General features: G+C 39.7%; 21 protein-coding genes, 1 pseudogene and 1 riboswitch. Of the genes and pseudogenes, 4 read left to right on the forward strand and 18 right to left on the reverse strand.

What is annotated here, in order from left to right:
- Positions 1 to 150 precede the first annotated feature (150 nt).
- Together MKZ11_RS20225 and MKZ11_RS20230 are read right to left on the reverse strand one after the other, a co-directional pair.
- A complete protein-coding gene (locus MKZ11_RS20225) occupies positions 151 to 1,452 on the reverse strand; it encodes a nucleobase:cation symporter-2 family protein (protein WP_340796154.1) in 1,302 nt (433 codons plus the stop codon).
- The gene (locus MKZ11_RS20230; protein ID WP_340796155.1) at positions 1,449 to 2,036 is read right to left on the reverse strand and encodes a xanthine phosphoribosyltransferase; all 588 of its coding nucleotides are present in this window, start codon (positions 2,034 to 2,036) and stop codon (positions 1,449 to 1,451) included. The genes MKZ11_RS20225 and MKZ11_RS20230 overlap by 4 nt, the downstream gene beginning before the upstream one ends.
- A gap of 157 nt (positions 2,037 to 2,193) precedes the next feature.
- A riboswitch (purine riboswitch) is annotated at positions 2,194 to 2,295 on the reverse strand.
- A 133-nt stretch (positions 2,296 to 2,428) separates the two neighbouring features.
- On the opposite strand from MKZ11_RS20230, the gene MKZ11_RS20235 reads away from it, so the two are divergent.
- Positions 2,429 to 3,649 (forward strand): CynX/NimT family MFS transporter, encoded by a 1,221-nt coding sequence (locus tag MKZ11_RS20235; protein WP_340796156.1) that lies wholly within the window; start codon positions 2,429 to 2,431, stop codon positions 3,647 to 3,649.
- A 75-nt stretch (positions 3,650 to 3,724) separates the two neighbouring features.
- On the opposite strand, the gene MKZ11_RS20240 is transcribed toward MKZ11_RS20235, so the two are convergent.
- From MKZ11_RS20240 to MKZ11_RS20250, 3 genes are all read right to left on the reverse strand, one after another.
- Positions 3,725 to 5,155 (reverse strand): carbon starvation CstA family protein, encoded by a 1,431-nt coding sequence (locus MKZ11_RS20240; protein ID WP_340796157.1) that lies wholly within the window; start codon positions 5,153 to 5,155, stop codon positions 3,725 to 3,727.
- A 507-nt stretch (positions 5,156 to 5,662) separates the two neighbouring features.
- Positions 5,663 to 6,394 carry a LytR/AlgR family response regulator transcription factor gene (locus MKZ11_RS20245; RefSeq protein ID WP_340796158.1) on the reverse strand — a complete coding sequence of 244 codons (732 nt, stop codon included), beginning with the start codon at positions 6,392 to 6,394 and terminating at the stop codon, positions 5,663 to 5,665.
- Positions 6,391 to 8,130, reverse strand: coding sequence for a sensor histidine kinase (locus tag MKZ11_RS20250; protein WP_340796159.1), 1,740 nt, complete (start codon positions 8,128 to 8,130; stop codon positions 6,391 to 6,393). The genes MKZ11_RS20245 and MKZ11_RS20250 overlap by 4 nt, the downstream gene beginning before the upstream one ends.
- Positions 8,131 to 8,391: 261 nt before the next feature.
- Here MKZ11_RS20250 and MKZ11_RS20255 point away from each other — a divergent pair, with 261 nt between their 5' ends.
- Entirely contained in the window at positions 8,392 to 9,318 is a 927-nt protein-coding gene (locus MKZ11_RS20255) for a YsnF/AvaK domain-containing protein (RefSeq protein WP_340796160.1), read from the forward strand.
- Between the two features lie 137 nt (positions 9,319 to 9,455).
- Here MKZ11_RS20255 and MKZ11_RS20260 read toward each other — a convergent pair.
- The 5 genes and pseudogenes from MKZ11_RS20260 to MKZ11_RS20280 all read right to left on the reverse strand — a co-directional run bounded on the left by MKZ11_RS20260 (position 9,456) and on the right by MKZ11_RS20280 (position 12,307).
- A pseudogene (locus MKZ11_RS20260) lies at positions 9,456 to 9,817 on the reverse strand (VOC family protein).
- Positions 9,818 to 9,878: 61 nt separating this feature from the next.
- Positions 9,879 to 10,634, reverse strand: coding sequence for an exodeoxyribonuclease III (locus tag MKZ11_RS20265; protein ID WP_340796161.1), 756 nt, complete (start codon positions 10,632 to 10,634; stop codon positions 9,879 to 9,881).
- 133 nt (positions 10,635 to 10,767) lie between these two features.
- Positions 10,768 to 10,965 carry a hypothetical protein gene (locus tag MKZ11_RS20270; RefSeq protein WP_340796162.1) on the reverse strand — a complete coding sequence of 66 codons (198 nt, stop codon included), beginning with the start codon at positions 10,963 to 10,965 and terminating at the stop codon, positions 10,768 to 10,770.
- Between the two features lie 102 nt (positions 10,966 to 11,067).
- Complete coding sequence (locus MKZ11_RS20275; protein ID WP_340796163.1) at positions 11,068 to 11,520, reverse strand: hypothetical protein; 453 nt, start codon at positions 11,518 to 11,520, stop codon at positions 11,068 to 11,070.
- Positions 11,521 to 11,734: 214 nt separating this feature from the next.
- Positions 11,735 to 12,307: a hypothetical protein gene (locus MKZ11_RS20280; RefSeq protein WP_340796164.1), complete on the reverse strand. Its 573-nt coding sequence runs from the start codon at positions 12,305 to 12,307 to the stop codon at positions 11,735 to 11,737.
- Positions 12,308 to 12,525: 218 nt separating this feature from the next.
- Here MKZ11_RS20280 and MKZ11_RS20285 point away from each other — a divergent pair, with 218 nt between their 5' ends.
- Positions 12,526 to 13,872, forward strand: a complete 1,347-nt coding sequence (locus tag MKZ11_RS20285) for an IS1182 family transposase (RefSeq protein ID WP_340796165.1) — start codon at positions 12,526 to 12,528, stop codon at positions 13,870 to 13,872.
- Positions 13,873 to 13,951: 79 nt separating this feature from the next.
- On the opposite strand, the gene MKZ11_RS20290 is transcribed toward MKZ11_RS20285, so the two are convergent.
- The 7 genes from MKZ11_RS20290 to MKZ11_RS20320 all read right to left on the reverse strand — a co-directional run bounded on the left by MKZ11_RS20290 (position 13,952) and on the right by MKZ11_RS20320 (position 19,997).
- Positions 13,952 to 14,083, reverse strand: a complete 132-nt coding sequence (locus MKZ11_RS20290; protein WP_340796166.1) for a hypothetical protein — start codon at positions 14,081 to 14,083, stop codon at positions 13,952 to 13,954.
- Positions 14,084 to 14,626: 543 nt separating this feature from the next.
- A complete protein-coding gene (locus tag MKZ11_RS20295) occupies positions 14,627 to 15,160 on the reverse strand; it encodes a YhcN/YlaJ family sporulation lipoprotein (protein WP_340796167.1) in 534 nt (177 codons plus the stop codon).
- Positions 15,161 to 15,380: 220 nt separating this feature from the next.
- Positions 15,381 to 16,502 carry an NAD(P)/FAD-dependent oxidoreductase gene (locus MKZ11_RS20300; protein ID WP_340797065.1) on the reverse strand — a complete coding sequence of 374 codons (1,122 nt, stop codon included), beginning with the start codon at positions 16,500 to 16,502 and terminating at the stop codon, positions 15,381 to 15,383.
- A gap of 147 nt (positions 16,503 to 16,649) precedes the next feature.
- Positions 16,650 to 17,429: an ABC transporter ATP-binding protein gene (locus MKZ11_RS20305; RefSeq protein ID WP_340797066.1), complete on the reverse strand. Its 780-nt coding sequence runs from the start codon at positions 17,427 to 17,429 to the stop codon at positions 16,650 to 16,652.
- Complete coding sequence (locus MKZ11_RS20310; RefSeq protein WP_340796168.1) at positions 17,425 to 18,474, reverse strand: ABC transporter permease; 1,050 nt, start codon at positions 18,472 to 18,474, stop codon at positions 17,425 to 17,427. Before MKZ11_RS20310 ends, MKZ11_RS20305 begins: the two co-directional genes overlap by 5 nt.
- Before the next feature lie 18 nt (positions 18,475 to 18,492).
- Positions 18,493 to 19,509, reverse strand: a complete 1,017-nt coding sequence (locus MKZ11_RS20315; protein ID WP_340796169.1) for an ABC transporter substrate-binding protein — start codon at positions 19,507 to 19,509, stop codon at positions 18,493 to 18,495.
- Positions 19,510 to 19,832: 323 nt separating this feature from the next.
- The gene (locus tag MKZ11_RS20320) at positions 19,833 to 19,997 is read right to left on the reverse strand and encodes an aspartyl-phosphate phosphatase Spo0E family protein (protein ID WP_340796170.1); all 165 of its coding nucleotides are present in this window, start codon (positions 19,995 to 19,997) and stop codon (positions 19,833 to 19,835) included.
- 699 nt (positions 19,998 to 20,696) lie between these two features.
- Here MKZ11_RS20320 and MKZ11_RS20325 point away from each other — a divergent pair.
- On the forward strand, positions 20,697 to 20,897 hold the full coding sequence (locus MKZ11_RS20325; RefSeq protein WP_340796171.1) for a hypothetical protein: 201 nt from the start codon (positions 20,697 to 20,699) through the stop codon (positions 20,895 to 20,897).
- A gap of 312 nt (positions 20,898 to 21,209) precedes the next feature.
- Here the strand turns inward: MKZ11_RS20325 and MKZ11_RS20330 are convergent, their stop codons facing one another.
- Complete coding sequence (locus MKZ11_RS20330; RefSeq protein ID WP_340796172.1) at positions 21,210 to 22,001, reverse strand: VLRF1 family aeRF1-type release factor; 792 nt, start codon at positions 21,999 to 22,001, stop codon at positions 21,210 to 21,212.
- Positions 22,002 to 22,011 lie beyond the last annotated feature (10 nt).

Genomic DNA, 22,011 nt, shown 5'->3' on the forward strand with positions numbered 1-22,011 from the left:
TATTCAAAATGATTATGGTCTTAGTATTCCACAACTTTTCGACATTTACTCTTTCTTAATTCGACAAAATGAATTTTTCAACAAAAAGCAAGAAAATCCCAATCAAAAAGCCCGTTCCAAGATTTTGGAACGAGCTAATTGCGTATCTAATTAAACTTCCTGTTCAGATAACTGAACAGGTTCCTTCTTTTTCGAAGGCAACATATTAAATAAGATATTCAACACAATTGCAGTTACACTTCCTGCGACAATGCCATTACTCGTTAAAATTTTAAGACCTGTTGGGAATTGTGCGAAAAGCTCAGGTACAACAGTCACACCAAGCCCTATACCGATTGAACAAGCAATAATCATTGAATTCTCTTGGGAATCCGTAATAATTTTACTCAACATTTTAATTCCTTGGGAAACGACCATTCCGAACATTGCAATCATCGCGCCACCTAAAACAGCATTTGGAATAATTGTTGTGAAAGCTGCGATTTTAGGAACAAAACCGAGCGTAATCAACATAATACCCGCGATTAAAATAATTTTTCGTGATCTGACACCTGACATTTGAATTAAGCCGACATTTTGTGAAAACGTCGTATAAGGAAATGCATTGAAAATACCACCTAGTAAAACGGCAATCCCTTCCGCACGATAACCTTTTTCAAGATCTTTTTTCTTTATATCCCGCTCACAAATATCACCTAGCGCAAAGTAAACGCCTGTTGATTCAACAAGGGATACCATTGCAACAAGAATCATTGTCGCGATAGCTGGCCATTCAAAGGTCGGCATCCCAAAGTAAAAAGGTTCTACCATGTGGAAATAGGATGCTTCCCGAACAGCCGAAAAGTCAACTTTCCCCATAAATGTTGCGGCAACGGTCCCTACACCTAAACCAAGTAAAATGGAAATAGCTCGCATGAAACCAGTCGAAAATTTAAAAACGAGGAGTATAAAAAGCAAGGTACCGAATGACAATGCTATATTCGACAACGATCCAAAATCACTCGCACCTTGCCCGCCGCCCATATTATTAATGGCGACTGGAATCAGAGTAATACCAATTATTGTAACCACTGAGCCCGTCACGACAGGCGGAAAGAATCGGACAAGCTTACCGAAAAATCGGCTAATAACGATGACAAAAAGACCCGATACAATGATTGCTCCGTAAATAGCGGAGACATCCGACTCAACCCCAATTGCAATCATCGGCCCGACTGCAGTGAAAGAACAGCCTAATACGACCGGTAATCCAATTCCGAAGAAACGGTTATTCATAATTTGTAATATTGTCGCAATCCCACACATTAAAATGTCGATTGAAACAAGATAAGTCAATTGTGTAGAAGTTAGGCCCAATGCATCCCCGACAATTAACGGTACGAGGACTGCCCCCGCATACATCGCCAAAACGTGTTGGAGACCTAAAGCAGTTGACTTAAGTGGATTGCTCACCTGTTTTGTGCCTCCTCAAAAAACGCTACTTCTCCGTTTTCGAGTGAAGCAATATTTGCCAGTGACTCTACTCGGATGCCGCGTTCACGGATGAGCGCACCGCCTGGTTGGAATCCTTTTTCAATAACAATACCTACACCCGCCAACTTCGCTCCAGCCTGCTCGATGATATCAAGTAACCCAAGCACAGCTTGTCCATTCGCAAGAAAGTCATCAATAATTAAAACCGTATCTTCTTTTGTAATAAAATCTTTCGAAACGGAAATGTCATTCGTTTCGTTTTTTGTAAATGAATGAACACTCGCAGTGTACAGATGATCCACTAACGTTAGTGACTTCCGTTTGCGTGCAAAGATTACCGGGACATGTAATATCAAACCCGCCATCATTGAAGGAGCAATACCTGACGACTCAATCGTTAGGATTTTTGTGATTCCTGCATCTTCAAATCGCGTTGCAAATTCTTCCCCTACTGCCTGCATAAGAGGCGGATCTATCTGATGGTTCAAAAATGAATCTACTTTTAACACCTGATTGGATAACACTTTACCGTCTTGTACAATTTTATCTTTTAATAATTTCAAAATACTATTCCTCCTTCTCGTTTTCACGATCAAGAGCCAATAAAAATAAGCCCGTTGACCGTGCATCCATTCAAACCATGAGTGGAGCAAGGTCATTCGAGCTTATTTGCCGAATGGAAAAGAAAAGGAGGCATACCCCCTTTAAGGAGTACGACCCTTTCAATCCGTTGCTGCCCATAGTCGATTTATTTACGGTAAATCGGTAGAAACTTGCAGGCCATATCCCTGCGATTATATGAGTGAATGCTATTAGAATGTTATTAGTATAGCACGGGAAATCCAGATTTCAATGTCCTTCAAAGTTAAAAAAAGATTCTATTAATTCAACAAAGTTACTAGGCGAGATGAATATGTTATTCTTGAGGAAACATACAGATTTTGGGGGCATTATTTTGAACAAACCACATTCCGGATATACAAGTAAAAAATTGAAATTCACACGCAATAGTTGGTTTCTTCTAATCGGGGTCATTTTCATTGCGTCCACACTTCGATCGCCTTTAACATCTGTCGGACCATTGGTTTCTTCCATTCGGGACAGTTTAACCATCTCAAATGTGCTGGCTGGATTCTTAACGACTATTCCTCTGCTCGCGTTTGCACTTATTTCACCTTTTGCACCGAAAATCGCGCGCCGCTTTGGTATGGAGCTGACATTATTCGCTTCTCTAATTTTATTGACTGCGGGTATCCTAATTCGTTCTCTGGGTACAACACCCAATTTGCTAATCGGGACTTTCCTGCTTGGACTTGCCATTGCATTTGGTAATGTTTTATTGCCAAGTTTGATAAAACTTAATTTCCCGCTGCACATGGGTCTCATTACCGGAATTTATTCGGTCGCTATGAATTTATCTGCAGCCATCGCGGTTGGCGTCAGTGCACCACTTGCCCATAATACTCAGTTTGGATGGAAAGGGGCGTTAGGCATCTGGGCACTGCTAACATTTATCGCTTTGCTCGTCTGGCTTCCGCAACTTAAAAACAAAAAATCGCCAGGTTCCTTGGAGGTTCCATTGGAAAAAGCCAAAACGCCCTCGTTATGGCGTTCCCCATTGGCATGGAATGTTACCTTCTTTATGGGGTTCCAGTCCTTGATATTTTATACAACTTCCGCCTGGATGCCTGAGGTATTAAAAACACAAGGAATTAGTGCCGATAGTGCTGGCTGGATGGTTTCTCTCTTGCAATTTTCACAACTTCCTATGACGTTCATTGTTCCGATTCTAGCGAGCAAAGTAAAAGATCAGCGCTGGATTGTAGCGGGGGTCGCACTGTTATACCTCTTGGGCTATGGAGGTATCATGACGGGCACTACTGCACTTGTCCCACTCTGGATGATCTTGATTGGAATTGCGGGCGGCGCAGCATTTGGACTTTCCATGATGTTCTTCTCATTAAGAACACGGACACCACATGAAGCAGCAGATCTATCAGGTATGGCACAGTCCTTCGGCTATTCGCTTGCAGCGATTGGACCAGTACTATTCGGATTGTTACATGATTTCACATCAGGCTGGACGGTGCCAATGCTAATCATCATCATCGCATCTTTAATCGTCCTCCTATCCGGCATGAAAGCAGGAAAGAACACGTTCGTTACTCCGGAATAGGTGCTTGGAAATAGTCACATAACGAAAAGGCTGTAAACCAATATGGTTTACAGCCTTTTTCAAGTCATCCTTTTCTTAATCGACACCAATATCTGTTTCAATCTTATCTGCTTTGTTCTTCTTGGCTTTTACAAAGAACATCACTGTCAAAATAACAGTTAAAACTAACCCAACGACAAATGATAGATTGAGATCTAAATTAAATCCTATCTTCTGATTTAAAATATAGACAAATACCATATAGGTGATAAACAGTGCTGGCACTAGCGATACAAAGTAATTCTTGCCTTTAATCAATAGATACATTGTCGCGATCCATAATGCTATAGCCGCAGTCGCTTGGTTTGCCCAAGAAAAGTATCTCCACAAGATGTTGAAGTCAATTTGTGTTAACAAAGCTGATATAGCAAACAAAGGAACAGCAATCAGTAAACGTTTCAATAATTTTTTTTGATCGATCTTTAAATAGTCTCCAATAATCGTACGTGCCGCCCGGAATGCTGTATCTCCCGATGTAATCGGAAGTACAATAGCCCCTAATACCGCGATCGTTCCTCCAATAGCTCCTAATAATGTCATTGACACTTCATTGACGACAGCTGAAGGAGTACCTGAATTAATAAATTCATTTAATGTCATTCCATCAAACATACTCATCGATGCAGCTGCCCAAATCATTGCGATAACAGCTTCCGCAATCATCATTCCATAAAATATGTAACGACCTTGAGACTCTTTTTCTACCGTTCTAGAGATAATCGGTGATTGCGTCGCATGGAAACCGGATAATGCACCACACGTAATTGTAAAGAATAATATCGGGAATATCGGTAAATTATTCGGATGCATATTTTCAAGACTTAATTCTGGAATCGTATAATCCGAAAATAGTAACGCTCCCCCGACACCCAGCGTTCCAAGCAAAAGAACAGCGCCGAAATACGGATACAATCTACCAATGATTTTATCAATCGGAAGAATTGTAGATAAAAAATAATAAGCAAAAATAACGGCGATGATGATCCATAAAGCTACTTTGCCGTTTAATAATATACTTAATAAGGATGCCGGTGTCGTAACAAATACGGTCCCAACTAAAAGCAAAAGCAATAATGCAAAAATATTTACAATATGTTTAGAGACTTTGCCTAAGAATTTCCCAGCCAGTTCCGGAATATGCGCTCCTTTATTTCTAAGTGAGATCATACCAGTTAAATAATCATGCACCGCTCCGGCGAAAATGGAACCTAAAACAATCCATAAAAATGCAACGGGTCCATATAATGCACCCATAATCGGTCCGAAAATCGGGCCTGTTCCAGCTATATTCAACAGCTGAATCAACGCATTTTTATGTTTATTCATCGGCACGAAGTCTACACCGTCATTATTTTCATAAGCAGGCGTTTTCCTAGACTCAGCAGGTCCGAATATTTTTTCGATGACTTTGCCGTACGTAAAGTATCCTACAACTAAAAGTACGATTGACACGATAAAAGTTATCACATTTACACCCCTATTTCACTTTAATTAGACCAAAAGTAAGTCGCCCACTTGTAATACTCAACAATTGGCGAAAGCAGACTTTTCATCTATTCCCTTAAGAACATAGTATGAAGAATTTCTTCCTTCATGACTAAATCGATACTATATATATGTTGAACAAATGAGTGCAGCGTCTGCTCTTTACAAAGGCTTTTGGGAGGCCACTGAAAAAGTCCCAATGCTTAGAACGAATCAGAATTCCTGCTACTGTCGCTTCTATGCTTTGTGGATGCTTCCCGCGAAAATCCAGAAAGCGCCAAGCGTTCTACAATCCACACCCCGACTTACAACTCTCTCAATATTGAGCGCCACAGCAGATTCAATGGAATTCTTTAATTCAACATATATATTTAGTTTATAGGGATTTTTCTGATATAGGTGTGTATTTCCTTAACATGTCGAAATCATCTATTAACAAGTCGCTATAGGAGCTTAAAATGTATATGGACAAGCTAAATGATGGTCCATTCATAATTCAAGACGATGCTGCAATTGTTTTGCATAATTTCTGCTGACAGAAAGTTTCTCCTTTCGGCCTTCCAATTCAAGCTGATAGGCCCCATTAAACCATGGAGTCAATCTTGTAACGTAATTTAAATTGACGAGATACCCCCTATGTATTCGGAAAAAGAAGAAAGGAACTAACCGACTTTCCAATTCTTTCAATGATACCTTCACTTCGTATTCTCGTGAACTCGTGACAATTTTCGTCGCCTTTTCTTCTCGATACATATACAAGATATCTTTTAGGTGAATATAATCGATTTCTCCGTCCGCCTCAACAGCCAACTTTCCTAGAGTGCTTGCTGTTTCTGTCGGTATAGATTGATAAACTTCTCTCTCAATCCTGCCGATTGTTTGCTTCAACTGTTCCTGATCATACGGTTTCAATAGATAATCGATCGCGTTAATTCGAAATGCTTCTGCAGCAAATTGAGGATAAGCAGTGGCAAAAACAATTATGGGAACTTTTTTGAATTCCATCAATGACTTGGCTACTTCCATGCCATTCATTTTAGGCATTTCCACATCCAAAAACACCACCTCTGGTTGCAGTTGCAATGCTTGCAAAATAGCCGATTCCCCGTTCTCCGCCTCCCCCACTACTTGAATGCCGGTGAAATTTCCCATCAAATAAATTAACTCTTCTCGGGCATAACGTTCATCATCTACAATTAATGTCCGGATTGGCTGCATCACGCGTTCACCTCCATTTTAGGAATGCGAAATGAAATTGCTGTTCCATTACTTACTTCACTGTGGATCGATAATGCTGCCTGTTCGCCAAATGTCATCATCATTCGGCGATTGATATTGAACAGCCCCATTCCTGTTCCAGTTTCTGATTCAATCTGATCCAGTCCCAATAGAAGTATCCGCTCTGGTGGAATCCCTTTTCCGTTATCTTCCACTTTAATCTCAAAGTCTTTAACTAAATCGTGCACTGTTATTTTGATAATACTATCTTTTTCCATATCATTAATCCCATGACGAATGGCATTCTCTACGATTGGCTGCAGTGTGAAAGGCGGAATCATTTCGGTAAGCAGGTTATCATCTACTACATACTGAATCGTCAATTTATCTACAAACCTTGCCTCTATGATTTCTAAATAAGCTCTTACTTGCGCGAGTTCTTGTTCTAAAGATACTTTTGATGCCGTAGTCCCTGTTACATTTTGACGTAAAAAGTAAGAAAGGGACGTCAATAGTTTTCTGGCTTGATCAGGATTCGTACGAATTAAGGATATAATGATATTCATGGAATTGAATAAAAAATGAGGGCTCATTTGCGCCTGTAATGCTTTTATTTCAGCTTCTTTCGCTAACTGATATGCACGATCAGTTTGTGCGATTTCCAGTTGGTTGCTTAACAAAGAGCTTAGCCCGGAAATTAATTCAATACTAACATTGGTAATTGCTTTTTCAGATGGATAATACAATTTTAACGTTCCGATGGTCTCACCGCGCTGTATAAGTGGTGCAATGACCGCTGCCCCTAATGGACAGTCTGGATAATCACAGTGGATAGTACCATCAGTAACGACTATCAAACCGCCGTTTTGAATAACCGCTTTTGTTTCGTGCGTTCGGAAAGGATGATTGACTCGATGATGATCGCTCGCGATTCCAACATGGGCGAGTATATCCGTTTTACTGGTCATGGCTACAGCACTTGGCTGCAATTCCCGGTAGAGAATGTTGCATACAGCTAATGATGTAGTAGTATTAATACCTTTTCGCATATGGCCAAGCGTCTGGTCTGCAATGCGTAACGTCTTCTGTGCTTGAAGAGCAGTCACTTTTTCTTCTTCACCAACCACAGTGTAGACAATCAATAGAAACAGAGCCGTCCCGACACCGTTGGCCAGAATCATCGGTATACCAATGATTTCGACCAATGTGAATGCTTTTTCAAAAGGCCTTGCGATTAGTAGAATGACACCCATTTGCGTCGCTTCCGCTAGTGAGCCTATACCAAATGCAACAATTGGTCTGACAATTTTTCCTTTACGGTGGAAAGCACTGGCAACGATTCCAGCAACAATTGTTGAGACACCGCAAGCAATATCCGTAAATCCCCCCAACGTCATACGGTGAATTCCAGCGATTAGTCCTGCGCCAATCCCGACTCGATATCCGCCCAAAAGTCCTGCAATGACTACACCAATTACGCGAGAGTTGGCAATCGCTTCGTCAGCCACTAATTCTGCCGAAACACTATTGAATTGTAATGTATCCGTATTGAGAGCAACGCCGAAATACGTTCCTAAAATACCAAAAAAGCCGAAAAATACTATGGCAGCAAGCTTCTGCTTTTTATCCAACTTGTCGTGCTGAACCATATTTTTAAAGAATCGAAATCTGGTTAGAATAAATGCAACGGCAATAATTGTTCCTACCCTTTCCAGCATGGTGATAAGTAAGTCAACCACCAACATGTCCTCCTTTCTTTGAAATCATTTACTGAACTTCCAAAACAGCATTTGACTAAATTATACAACATCTTGCTATCAATATATATTTTACTTTCTATTAATACTCAAACTGAAAATACAGCCTTCCTTATCATGATAGTTACTCAGTTTTCCATAGTTTTAGTAACCTGCTTTACAACCATTGGGTTTTATTATTTGAAAGTGGGGTATTTTACTGACTAGCACCAACACTATAAAAATCTTAGGAGGCAAATTGAAATGGCTGACAAAAAGTTTGTAGGTACATTCCAAAGTGAAACCCAAGTCTTGAATAAGATTGATGAGTTAAAAGCGCAAGGTTATACTGAAAAAGATATTTATATTGTGACGAATGACGCGGATACATTATCGATTGTCCGTGGGGAAACTGATGTGGATCTCCGGACGCCTGAAGGTAACTGGATGGACAAGTTCATAGCTTTCCTTAGCGGAGATGAACCCGTCAAAGGCGCATTCACTAACATGGGATTCACCGAAGAAGAATCCAACCGCTATTTCAATGAAGTCAAAGCTGGCGGAATTCTTCTCTATGTGGACCGGGAATACGGTGATCTCTATGGAAATCCAGGGACGGACTATCAAGCAGGTTATACAGATCCTAACATCGGCTCAAATCTTGTTGTTGATGACTACGATAATCCCAATCTAGCAATGAACAGCCAAGGCTTAGGCACAGATGCAGAACGGGAAGAACATCTACGATTGCACGAAGAGAAGCTCAATGTCGACAAAGAACGCTATCAGGCGGGTGAAGTGAACGTCAGTAAGCATATTGTGGAAGAGACACAAACGGTAGAAGTGCCCGTCACACGTGAAGAAGTGTACATTGAACGACGCGCCGTAACTGAAGAGACTGCTGCCGGAGAAGTGTTTGATGATGGTGAAAATATTCATATACCTGTCATGGAAGAGCGGGTTGAAGTGACAAAACGTCCTGTCGTTAGTGAAGAAATTGTCGTTGGCAAACGTGAAGTTCATGATACAGAAACAGTTAACGAAACCGTACGTCGTGAAGAAGCGGATATCGACCGGACGGATGCTGTACTAGATGAACGTGATGGAAAGGTCATTGATACATTAGATACAAATCCGTTTGAGCAGAATGAATTAAATGATGATCCTTTAAACGATCGCAAACGATTTTAATAGTTAAGAAAAGCGCAAGGCGCCTGGAGTCTAAACACTGCTCAAGATTGAAAAACGGATAGTTTCTTATTCTTTTAAAAGGAGCTTGCTTAAGTAGATCTACTTAAGCAAGCTCCTTTTTTGTTTTTCTAACTGACTTACATCACTTTTTTGGGGTAGTTCAAATGCCAAGAGACGTCGAATTTATCTCCTACCCACCCAAACTTTTCACTGACCAGCGTTGCAGAAAGCGACATGAGGACTTGTCCATCTTGTGATAGCTGTTCAAAAAGCCGATCAATTTCCGCTTCGCTGTCACATACCACAAACCGTGAAATGGAAGGAGTAAATGTAAATTCGTGGTTGATAGAACTGCCGATGCACATGAACGTCTGTCCTTTTATCGTAAATGTGCGTGCATGATCATGACGTTTTCTTGATGGACTACATTAAAAATTTCCGATTGATCAAAAACGAATGTGTAAAAATTCATGGCATTTTGTGCATTTCCTTCAAACATTAGAAACGTCGTTATTTTTTGGTCGGTAGTCCCCTTAATTTATTTCCCCTCACATTTTTATTTATAAATCAATTTCTAAAACAATCGGACAATGGTCACTGCCGAGTATATGTGAATGGATAGCGACATCTTTCAATAGAGGCTCCAGCTGATTGGAGACAATGAAATAATCAATCCGCCACCCAATATTCCGCTCCCTAACCTTACTCATGTATGACCACCAAGTATATGCTCCTTCTAGATTTGGATTGAAATACCGATATGTATCGATGAATCCTTCCCCTAACAGGTCCGTCATCTTGCCGCGTTCTTCACTGGTAAAGCCCGAATTGCCTATGTTCGATTTCACGTTTCGTACATCGATTTCCTGATGTGCGACATTTAAATCACCACATAAAATGACCGGTTTCATGTCATTCAGTTTCTTTAAGTAGTCACGCATGTCGTTTTCCCATTCCAAACGAAATGGCAATCGCGCCAAATCCCGCTGCGAGTTTGGCGTATAGACGTTCACTAAATAAAACTGTGGGAACTCAAGCGTAAGAATCCGTCCCTCTTCTTGAGCATCCAAATCCCCTACACCGTATTTCACAGTCAATGGTTTTTCTTTCGTGAATACAGCCGTACCTGAATAGCCTTTTTTTAGTGCGTAATTCCAATATTGATGATAACCATCCAACTGTAAATCAATTTGACCTTCTTGCAGTTTTATCTCCTGTACACAGAAGATATCTGCATCCACCGTTTCAAAGTATTCTAAGAAACCCTTACTAACACATGCCCTTAATCCATTGACATTCCATGATACTAATTTCATATAGATTGACTCCTTTGGTTAACCCCTGCGAACTTACTTTCCATTCCTACTATATCACAAAAGAACATACGTTCAATTTTTTGCATTAAAAAAACAAAACTTCTGCTACAGCTAACCTAGTTGATTGATTCATTCATCGCCAAAAAATTCCGATAAGAACGATTGCTCCTAATAGAAATTTGCCGATCTGCCCGATTTGTTCCGAGGTGATAAATGGTTTTGGCGCAAGAAATTCCATTTCCTTGATTTCATTTTCCAAATAATCCACTTTGGCTTTCAGCGCGATCATCTCTTTGTCCAGATTAGTTTCCCATTCATCTTGTCCATTCATATGTATTCCCCCCGTTTTTTGATTTGACTTACTATACGGTACATACTCAAATTGGTTTCATTTTTTCATTAATAAACAATTCCCAACGGCTATGTTAAGGGTCTATAACCCCCGTTTATTGAAGTCCCCTATTTTCTCCAATATCTCGCTGTGCACACTAATATTCCATGCTATAAAGACGATAAGACTTATTACATATACTAGTACAAACCATTTAAAATTTTTTCTTTGTCTTGCAGCTGATTCAAATATGTATGCAAATAATCCGATAAATAACGAGATTATAATCAAATCGGATTGCCATATTCGCTCTGCTGAATTAACAGGAAGCATTACCTCTTGTAAGATTTGTATAGTGTTATCATCATTAATTTGCACATCATATATTTCCTTGTAGAAAAAACCTTCTTCAATCGTTATGAAAGATGCATTATCATCTAAATTATAATGATAGCCAATCAAATTAAAATTTGTTAATATCGTAAACGATAGCAATAGCATCATCACAGGTATAAAAATGAATCCAAGCGGCATCTTTTCAGCAGGTTTTAACATAATTATTCCTCCCGTAATTATCGTTTGTTATTCTATTTTATTCACGATAGTTATGGGAATACCTCTTTAATTTGGAAAAAAATTTGCAATACGAAAAATGCCTGTACTGAACACAACATCAAATTGTGTTTAGCACAGGCAAAGCAGTATTTATTTAAAGAGAAGAAAGTATACGTTTTTCACTTGGAGCGGTGTCTAGACTCCAGCGCTATTCTTACTTCATCTGGTCTGTTACTGTATCGACAAGTAACAAAGGATCTACCGTATATACTTCGTAAACGACCTCCTCTTCCTGCCATATAAAGCTATTCGCAGCTGCACCCTCACTATTCATATCAAACATTCCAGCCCCGAATTTTTGTGGTGCCGGTAATAATTGGTTTTCCAGCTTTGCGACAATCTCTTTTGCTAAATCGATCATTTTTGCACTTCCTGCTTCGCTATTCAAGTTACGCATCGAAAATGACCAACGTCCCTCATGCCATGTAAGGAAGATACTCCCTGCACCGGCATCCTGGTATCCCGTGATGTCATTTCCCAAATCCACTTTTTTAGCGCCTTCATTGATGGGCTGGTAATTAATTTTCGCTTTAGCACTAGTCGCTGAGTCATACCTTGTCCCATTCACAATCATATAAGGATGTGCATCATGCAAGGTAGAATCATTTACAGGAATCGGTACATTTGTGACATAAAAATTTACTTCGTAATTATTTTTGCTCGATGCAGTAGTCGCCGTCAGATAACCTTCCCCTACTAAAACATCCTCTGGCAACATCAAATTCACATCAGTTTCTATAGCAGATGTTACCTGCGCTAAGATTTCTTCATGTGTTTGCTCAGGATTAGTTTCGGGGCTTTCTATTTGTTTTTCGGGTGAATCAATTTCATAATTCCGAGGTCTTGTGGCTCAAGGGTTTCCAAACAAAGAAAAAGGAGTACCTCCCCAAATGTCGAAATGAGTAAGTGACGAAACAAACTCTCAGACAAGAAGGAGGACTCCCTTTGTCCATTATACGACAACAATCACTGTTTGACATGCAAGTTTTATTTGATTTGGAACCTACCCAGCGTTTTCATTCTGTTTTATCAGGTATCGACATCCATCCCATTCTTGATGTGGCGATGAAGAAATCTCGCTTTGGACCACCACAAACCCTAAATTATTCGGCTATGATCTTCTCTTTGATCATCCGTGTCACTGAGCGTATTCCATTTATAAAGGACTTGGTGAAACGACTCGATAATGATTTGCGATTCAAAATTGACTGCGGTTTTCTTGTTTCGGATGAGGTTCCATCGGAAGCTTCTTATTCACGCATGATCGCTTTAATTAGTGAATCTGATGCCCTGGAAATTGTCCAGGAACGACTTCTTCTATTGGCTATGTCGGAAGGATTCATTTCTGATGAAACAATTGCGATTGACGCAACCCATGTTGAAGCCCGTGATCGTGCACCGTTCAAGAAAGAAGTAGTAGCAAAAGAACCAAAAAAACGAGGCCGTAAAAAGAAAGAAGAACGTGAACAATGGCTTTTGGAAGAGGCTGAGAAAGAAGCCAATCTTCCATTGTATGAAAAGAAGATTGCTGATCAACTAGACGTCCCGCTTTCAGAACTTCGTTCTTCTATACCCACTCAACCTAGATGGGGGGTGAAAAAGAATAGTGAAGGAAAAAATCTGTTTTGGTTCGGGTTCAAATGTCATCTCGCCGTAGGAACAGAAAGCCAGTACATTCTTCAATCCTTATTTTCTTCAGGAAATTTGAACGATGGAAAAGTCGCTATTCCCTTACTAAAAGGTATTAAGGAACGTTTTTCCTCGCTGAAAATCAAATATGCCACAATGGACGCTGGATATGACTATCATCCGATTTATAAACAAGTTTATCGCATTGGAGCTCACTCAGTTATTGCCTATAATAAAAAGAACGAACCCGAACCAGTGGGGTTTGATGAACATTTCGCTCCCACATGTGTGCGCGAACACTCTTATCGATATGATAGCTATGATGCAAAGCAAGAACAACTAAAATATACACGGCCGCACGAATGTGATGACTGTCCATTAGCTAAAGATAGTTTGTGCCAAAAAGTATTCAAAATGAAGGTTACAAAAGATCTAAGACGCTATACAGCTCCTGCTAGAGGCTCGATGAGATGGAAAAAAATCTATAAGGAACGAAGTTCCGTAGAACGTGTAAACGCATATTTGAAAGGGTATTTTCTATTAAACCAGATTTACCACTGCTCAGGAAAGAAAGCCAAAGTTCATTTTGATATAATTCATATCGCATACAATGCATCTAAATTAGCAACTGATCGACTCAAACAACAAATCTTCGTAGTCTAATTGCGCTGTAAGTATTTCATTGGTTTTTTTAAGAAATCATCCAAAATTCTGTTTCTCAATGATTTTTTAAAAACACGCATTATGAAATTGATTCGGGTGTATCCTTTTCGGGAATATCTGGTGTCTTTACAACTTGATCCGCGCTTGATGAACATCCAACCAGTATGAATAAAGCGCTAATTACTATTATGCTAACTCTTTTCCATTTCATATAGTTCTCTCCTTGTATAATTCACAAAAATACTCGATTTTATTTCTATTCCCCTTTTTCTTGCTCGTTAATCCTTTTTTATAAGTACAATGCGAGAAATATACAGGTTTAACTGTCCATTAATGGGAATCTGGAGTGCAAATTCGAACATAGTTTATTCATCGAAAAAACCCCACACCTGTTGATTAATCAATACTGACCAGTGAATAACATAATCCCCTACTGGGCACTACGTGTATAGTTGACTTTGGATTGCTTCGGATAGAATGACTTATATACGATTACCGAGATGTCTGGATATGTAGGGATGTGACAGGAAACTATTCACAACAGGATTACCGAAAAAAGTGTGGCTCTCGATAAATGTGTCGTGATTATTTCGTCGAAAGCGAACTGGAAATGATCCAGTGAAAATGAATTTTCCCAAGCCCTACTCAACAGTAATTTATGCAAATAAATGGTTAATCAATAGACGTGAAAAAACTCATCATTCATTGGAAGAATAATGAGCCTTTTGTTAAATAGACAATAGAAAGGGATAGCTTAATGTGCGTCGGGAAATACTCTCTTCATTGCATCGGAAAATTCTTCAAAGAATCCTTCCACCGGTTCGTCCGCTTTAATTTTATTTCCATAATCATTTATTTGTTTCACAAAGTCAGGATTCATCGATACATAAACATTCTTAAAATCTGTATTTGCCGTCCTAGCTTGATCCGCAATCTTGTTCTCGATTTCTTCTGAGTCATCCTTGCCTTCTTTTAGCACGACTGCTACATATGCGTTTTCATCAGTTACGATAACATTTGCACTTTCCACTTCTTCCATTTCCACTATTTTATCAGCAACATCATCAGCAACCGTCAGCTCGTGATTCCCTTCGTTATTAGCATTGGTATCCGTTGCAGAATTGTTTGAGGCATCGTTTGTTGAATCGTTGGTGGCACCATCATTTACATTCGTTTCCGTGTCTGTATTTGTAGCATCGTTCTTTGCTTCATTATCTTTCTTCGCTCCACATCCCATCAAAGATAAAATGATGAGAAAGGCGGCGAACACCCGTAACATTTTAGTCATTGAAAATCCTCCTTCAATTTGTCAGTACCAATAGCATGGCCTGTTTTATTTTTTTTATGTATTGAATTATTTTTTATTGTATACACATTCAACGTTCGTATCAAACCACAAGAAATAGTAGTCTTAACGCAAAAACTCCCAAGCAAATTAGTCCGCTTGAGAATTTTTATGCTAACGTTTGTCAGTTGTCAGAATAGTTTCCAATTTGTCGTGGTGACTGTCACCCCATACGAATTGCACTTGCAACTTTATAGTGGTCGAGGTCTATCTCAACTGGCTTGTTCAGTGCTAGTTGAGATAGTTGTTTTCCTAGGAAGGGACCAACAGTTAATCCCGAAGCACCTAGTCCGTTTGCTAGTAAAAGGCCTTTGATGCCGGGTACCTCTCCAATAATCGGAAGGAAACCAGGCGTGAATGGCCTGTATCCAACACGTGCTTCTGTAAACGTGCCATCAGCTAATCCCGGTGCGACTGCTAGTGCTTTGTCCAACACTTCGTGCAAGCCTCCTGCCGTTAAACGCAAATCGAATTGCTTATCATCTTCATGCGTTGCTCCGATGACTACTTTGCCGTCGTCGAATGCAAGAATGTATTGATCAGTTGGGGGCATGACTACCGGCCATTCAGCAGTTTGAACATTTTCAAGCTGCAGATGGATGATTTGTGCTTTTTGGGAGCTTATTTGTAAGTGAATTCCCAACGGCTCTACTAATTCAGCTGCCCACGCACCTGCCGTGATAATAACCTTATCTGCGAAAATTTGCCTATCCTCTACTTGAACACCTGTAACAATGTCATCAGTAGAAATAAGTGTCGCAGACCCGGAAATAAATACGGCGCCATGTTTTTTAGCTGCGCCGACTAAAGCTTCACGTAAGGCACGTCCATTCACACGAGCAGCTCCGCTAATTTGAATAGAATCATATTCCTGTGAAAGCGGCGGAAATAACTCCGACGTTTCACATATATTCAACTGGCGGATATCACCGATTTCAGGGGCATCATCTCGTCTTTTCAGTGCTCGCTGCTCCATTTTTTCGAGTTTAGCAGCATCTGTATGCAAACTGATGGCGCCAACCCGCCGATACCCAGTTTCAGTTTCACCATCTTCCTCAAGTTGCTGAATGAGTGATGTATAATAGGCCGCCCCGCCTTTTGCAAGAGCGTACCATGCTTTATTTCTGCGTTGAGAGAGCCATGGACAGATAATACCCGCAGCGGCATCTGTCGCTTGTCCCGCGTCATGCCGGTCTACAACTGTCACTTCAGCGCCCGATTTTGCTAGATGATAAGCTGTCGATGCGCCCAAAACGCCCGCACCGATGATGATAAATTTCTTCATTATATACACCTTTTTCATATTGAGTTTCCCCTAATCATACCAGTTCTTGCACTAAAGCTTGAAAAATTAGCTAGGTTTCGGGGAATTTACCCGTTACTTTCAAAAAAACACTACAACTTGGTTGTAGTGTTTTCATCCCTATACATTTTAAACAGATAACAGCGCCGCGTCACTCGTTAATTTTTCCCCGCGTATACGCTGGAATTCTGCCATTAGCTTTTCGATTGTCAATTGTTTCTTTTCCTCAGCTTCAACTTCCAAGATGATTTGTCCTTTATCCATCATAATAAGCCTATTTCCTAAATCCATCGCTTGTTGCATATTATGCGTGACCATCAACGTTGTCAATTGATCTTTTTCGACAAGCTGTTTCGTCAAATTTGTGATTAACTCCGCTCTTGACGGATCTAGCGCGGCCGTATGTTCATCAAGAAGCAAAATAGAGGGCTGTGTAAAGGTAGCCATGAGGAGAGATAGTGCTTGGCGCTCTCCACCCGAAAGCATACCTACTTTTGCATTCAGCCGATCTTCCAGATTTAAATGCAGTGTTTCGAGTGCTTCACGGAATAATTCACGGCGTTTCTTGTGAACTCCTTTTCGTAGTCTTCGTTGTTTGTTCCGCGAATATGCCATTGCCAGGTTTTCTTCGATTGTCATAGAAGGGGCAGTTCCGGCCATCGGATCTTGAAACACCCTGCCAATCATGACAGAACGTTTATATTCAGGAAGCCTTACGACATTTTCACCGTCGATTTCAATGTCACCAAAATCTGGCGTAAGTGCTCCTGAAATCATATTCATCATTGTTGATTTCCCTGCACCATTACTGCCGATAACGGTAACAAAATCACCTTTTTTCAAATGCAAATTGATTTGATCAAGCGCAATTTTTTCATCGGGAGTTGCTTCATTAAAGATCTTATTAATCTATTGGAGTTTCAGCAACTGCATTCCCTCCCTTTTCCAGCTTATGATCAGAGAATGTTAATCGTTCAGTATGACGCTTTGCTTTTCTTTTAAGTTCTCGTCTTTTATCAATGTATTGCGGTAAAATAAGTGCTGCAATAACGATAACAGCAGTGATTAACTTCATATCTCCTGTATCGAGAAAATCTACTCGGAGTGCTAGACCTAGCACGATTCTATAAATAATAGCGCCCGCAATAACTGCAAGCGTTGTTCGCATAATTGTTTTTGTACCAAAGATTGCCTCGCCGATAATAACGGAAGCCAATCCAATAATAATCATGCCGATCCCCATGCCGATATCGGAAAACTTTGAATACTGGGCAATTAATGCGCCTGAGAAAGCGACTAACGCATTAGAAAGGCCTAACCCTAGGATCACAAGTGTATCTGTGTTCGCAGAAAAGCTGCGGATCATTTTCTTATTGTCGCCAGTTGCTCGTATTGCAAGCCCGATTTCTGTTTGTAAAAACCAATCTACAACGACTTTAATGAGTAATGTAGCTATAATCATTAAAAATAACGTTCCCCATGTAGAAGGCAAGTACTTAACACCTAGCATGCTGAAGAATTGATTGATCGTCTCATCAATACCAAGCGTACTCCAAAACGCATAGAATTTACTAAACAACGTCTCCGCGTTTAACAATGGAATATTTGGGCGTCCTACAGAACTTTCAGACGTCATGCCCATAATTCTTAAATTGATAGAGTACAATGCAATCATCATCAAGATACCGGCAAGTAAGGGATTAATCTTTCCTTTCGTATGTAAAAGACCCGTAATACAACCCGCAATAAATCCAATGATAATGGCTACTGCAGTTGCGAATAGCGGATGATAGCCAAAGACAATCATTGTGGCTGCAACAGCTGCCCCCGTTACAAAACTTCCATCAACCGTTAGATCAGGAAAATCCAGCACACGGAATGTGATATACACGCCGAGTGCCATAATTGCATAGATGATCCCTTGCTCTACAGAGCCAAAAATAGCACTAAACATACAGAATCATCTCCTAATTTATTCGCTGAATTCAGCTTTCCATTCGTCCTTAATATCAAGACCGATAGTAGCTGCTGTATCTTTGTTCATGATCAGTTTTAAGTTTTGTGGAATCTGAACCGGTGAATCTGCAGGTGTGCTTTCACCTGTCAAAATCTTAACAGCCATTTCACCTGCTTCATAGCCAATGTCGTAATATTCAAAGCCATATGCTGCCAAGCCACCACGTTTAACTGAGTCGAATTCACCGACCATCAGAGGGAGCTGATTATCATTCGCAACAGATATAACAGATTCAAGTGCGGATACAACTGTATTATCCGTAATGATATAGAACGCATCCACTCTGCCAATCAAAGATTCTGTCGCCTGTTTCACATCGGCAGAGGTCGCTACAGGCGCCTCCACTACTTTCATATCCATATCTTTTAACAGTTCCTTAACCCCGTCTACTTGTGAACGGGAGTTCTGCTCACCAGCATTGAATACCATTCCCACATTTTTCGCGCCAACTTCTTCTTGTAGGAACTTCATTGTATTAGGAATCGCATCAGGATGATTGTCAATTGTGCCCGTCACATTTCCACCCGGACTTTCATTGGAAGCTACAAGTTCAGCACTTACAGCATCTGTAACGGATGTAAAGACAATCGGAATTTCTTGCGTTGCACTTGCGACAGCTTGTGCACTAGGTGTCGAGTTAGCAAAAATCAAGTCAACCCCTGTACTGACAAGGTTATTTGCAATCGTTGTGTTAGCACTGTTATCATTCTGTGCATTTTGAATATCATATTCTACCTCGAGTCCCGCATCTTCAATTGCCTTTTTAAAACCATCAAAGGCAGCGTTCAAAGAGGGATGCTCCACAATTTGAGTCACGCCAATTTTATATTTTTTTGTTTCTTCATTAGTTCCTGGCTCTTTGTTGTCTGTTGATGTCTTAGAAGTGTTACCTGATTCTCCACTACCACATGCTGCAAGGACGAATACCACACTAAAGAGTGCCAATGCATACTTTATCCAACTTGTCTTCATTTGTTTTCCCCCTTTTTTTCATTACCGCTTTCTCTTATGACACATATCTGCACGATAATTATTCGTAACAATACACTGTTTGTAAATGTTAGTCAATAGAATTTATAATATTCGGGTATTTAAAGCGCTTACAATTAAGAAATAATAGATTTTTACACAAAACCAATAATAATTCATTAAACCGCATAATTATTCCAGTAATAGTTTGATAATATTTTAAACAATAAAAGGACGATCAATCCCCAATATTCGGAGTTTGATCGTCCTTTTATTTAAACTGATGAGCTAAATTTGTAGTAATGACTAGACAAATTACCTCTGCATTACGATACTTTTTCTTGATATCTATTGATCAACACATCCAATTCTTGACTACATTCGACAACAAGGGGATGTGTATACCCGAAAATTTTCGCTCGTTTATACATAACTTTTCTCTTAATCCCAATTTGCACCAACAGCGCTTTTTCGTTAAATAGCCTTTTCACAAATCTTCCTCCATATGATATATTCGGCTTCAAATTATGAGGTCTTTATCTAGTAGGTTCAGAAGCAACTAGTACATCGTACAACATATAGACTGAAAAGAATGTCGGATTTTGGAAAAGTTGTGTTAATTCACAAATTTGTCACAAGTTGCAGGAATATAATGCAAAAGGCTTGATTCTCATGGCTTTTCGCTTCTTTTATTCTAGACGAAAATAGGTTTTGATGCCTTCGAATGCCTAAATATCCCCCCTAAATCCCTTATGAATAAAAATAACAACGCAAATAATCCTAAAGTAATTTGTGGAAAAGTAAACTGTAAATGATGGCTAAGAATCAATTGCTTTACTTTGGCGAAAAGTTAGCTTTGCTGGCGACTGTTACAACTAATAGTAATTTCAATGCCAAATAATTTTATACCGGTAATTACACCGGGAGAGGCAGTTCGCTTCAAATCAATTGATTTCAATAGGAGTTTTAAATATTCATCATTAAGAATAGCTTGCGTAATTGAAAAAAGCATAAAGTTTGTCGTGTACACGCTACTTTTATCAGGATGATGAAAAACGTAATTCTTCATAGTTCGCATTTTTCTCTAATTTCAGCTTCTTTAGTTCACAATTCTTTGACCAATAAAGAATTGAAACCATTTTTTAAGCCATATTAATAAAGAACAGAATTGTTAGATGGGAGGGTTTATTATGGGAAAAGATAATCAGACGAATACTAGGAACGAATCAGCCTCTGTGCCTTCGACATCGAAACAGCAGAAATTAAAATCGAGTACTATGAAAGAAGAGATTTCTCTTGAGTTAGCTGAACTCGGCAACTTGAATCCGAAACATGAACCGATGACGCAAAATGACAGACAAAAAAGTGAAAAAGAACGGACGTACAAGTGAATAAGGAAGATACTATTTAAAACAGCGATTGAAAACCACTAGGAGCAATCGATCCTGGTGGTTTTCAACTATTTTTTACAGTAAGAACAATATGGCGTTCATAAATCCTTTTAGCCAACTCTTCAACTCGAAATAGGGACATTTGTAACGTTGTATATCGGGACGGGATGCCCCATCTCTCTTTCCATTCCTATGTTATTCGCCTAGCGGGTATTGTGTTCTGAAACGAGTAAACCATTTCAGAAAATAGAACAAAAAACTAACCGTTCTCAAAAAAATGAGCGGTTAGTTTCGATTGCGTCTCTTTAGAATTCACTTTTCAAAAACTTGGTGAATCACATCATTGGGTTTACTATTATTTAAGTTTTTATAAATACAACTGGCGGGTTTTTCGCGTAATGTTTCAGCGAAAGCGTTTGCGAGATCAGCTTCTCCCGATACATGGATTTCTTGCCAGCCTCGTTCTTTTTTCAATTTCCCAATAATCTCGCCCATTCCTTTATAGAAACGTTGAAGGTTTTCTCTCAAACGCGGTTCTATAGCATCGTCGCGCGTACTCCCCGTTAGTGTTTCATTTTCATCTTTTTTACCTTTTTTACCCCACCCTTCCAAATTCGGGTCAAATACATAGGTGGCTTCATCAATGACAGCTCCCATTGCTGTATCTAAAATGCGGACTTCCCCAAAGCTGGGTAAGATAATCCCCGCTTCCGGATATGCTTTGTACATATACTCCATCTCTTCAGTAACCGGGTGGTCTTCCCAGTGGAAGCTTGTCTTCACAGGGACCTGAACATAGTGAACCGACCATAGCTCCGGATCTGCCGCTGCAAAAATCACGACACCTTTGCTTAGATCATTCTTATTATCCTCGACTTCTTTTTCAACTTTTTTCCTTAATTCGTTAAATGCTTTCATTTCTTTTTCATCATTGGAAGCCGTCAAATACTCATCAATTCGCTTTAAACCACTTTTCAAATGAATTCTCCATGCCCCGTTTAATTGTTCCGGATCGCCAGGATTGGTGTTTAGATACACACTCAATACACAGCGGTCATCACAGCGATATTCTTTTAAGGTTTGAAGTTCTTTGCTTAATGACATAATTACTTTA

Origin of the sequence: Sporosarcina sp. FSL K6-1508, assembly GCF_038007465.1 — a bacterium.
Taxonomy (GTDB): domain Bacteria; phylum Bacillota; class Bacilli; order Bacillales_A; family Planococcaceae; genus Sporosarcina; species Sporosarcina psychrophila_B.

Bases quoted from the DNA above. Each gene is read 5' to 3' on its own strand.
- MKZ11_RS20255 (WP_340796160.1), top strand. From the start codon at position 8,392: ATGGCTGACAAAAAGTTTGTAGGTACATTCCAAAGTGAAACCCAAGTC.
- MKZ11_RS20265 (WP_340796161.1), bottom strand. From the start codon at position 10,634: ATGAAATTAGTATCATGGAATGTCAATGGATTAAGGGCATGTGTTAGT.
- MKZ11_RS20270 (WP_340796162.1), bottom strand. From the start codon at position 10,965: ATGAATGGACAAGATGAATGGGAAACTAATCTGGACAAAGAGATGATC.
- MKZ11_RS20275 (WP_340796163.1), bottom strand. From the start codon at position 11,520: ATGTTAAAACCTGCTGAAAAGATGCCGCTTGGATTCATTTTTATACCT.
- MKZ11_RS20290 (WP_340796166.1), bottom strand. From the start codon at position 14,083: ATGAAATGGAAAAGAGTTAGCATAATAGTAATTAGCGCTTTATTCATA.
- MKZ11_RS20295 (WP_340796167.1), bottom strand. From the start codon at position 15,160: ATGACTAAAATGTTACGGGTGTTCGCCGCCTTTCTCATCATTTTATCT.
- MKZ11_RS20300 (WP_340797065.1), bottom strand. From the start codon at position 16,502: ATGAAGAAATTTATCATCATCGGTGCGGGCGTTTTGGGCGCATCGACA.
- MKZ11_RS20310 (WP_340796168.1), bottom strand. From the start codon at position 18,474: ATGTTTAGTGCTATTTTTGGCTCTGTAGAGCAAGGGATCATCTATGCA.
- MKZ11_RS20315 (WP_340796169.1), bottom strand. From the start codon at position 19,509: ATGAAGACAAGTTGGATAAAGTATGCATTGGCACTCTTTAGTGTGGTA.
- MKZ11_RS20325 (WP_340796171.1), top strand. From the start codon at position 20,697: ATGGGAAAAGATAATCAGACGAATACTAGGAACGAATCAGCCTCTGTG.
- MKZ11_RS20330 (WP_340796172.1), bottom strand. From the start codon at position 22,001: ATGTCATTAAGCAAAGAACTTCAAACCTTAAAAGAATATCGCTGTGAT.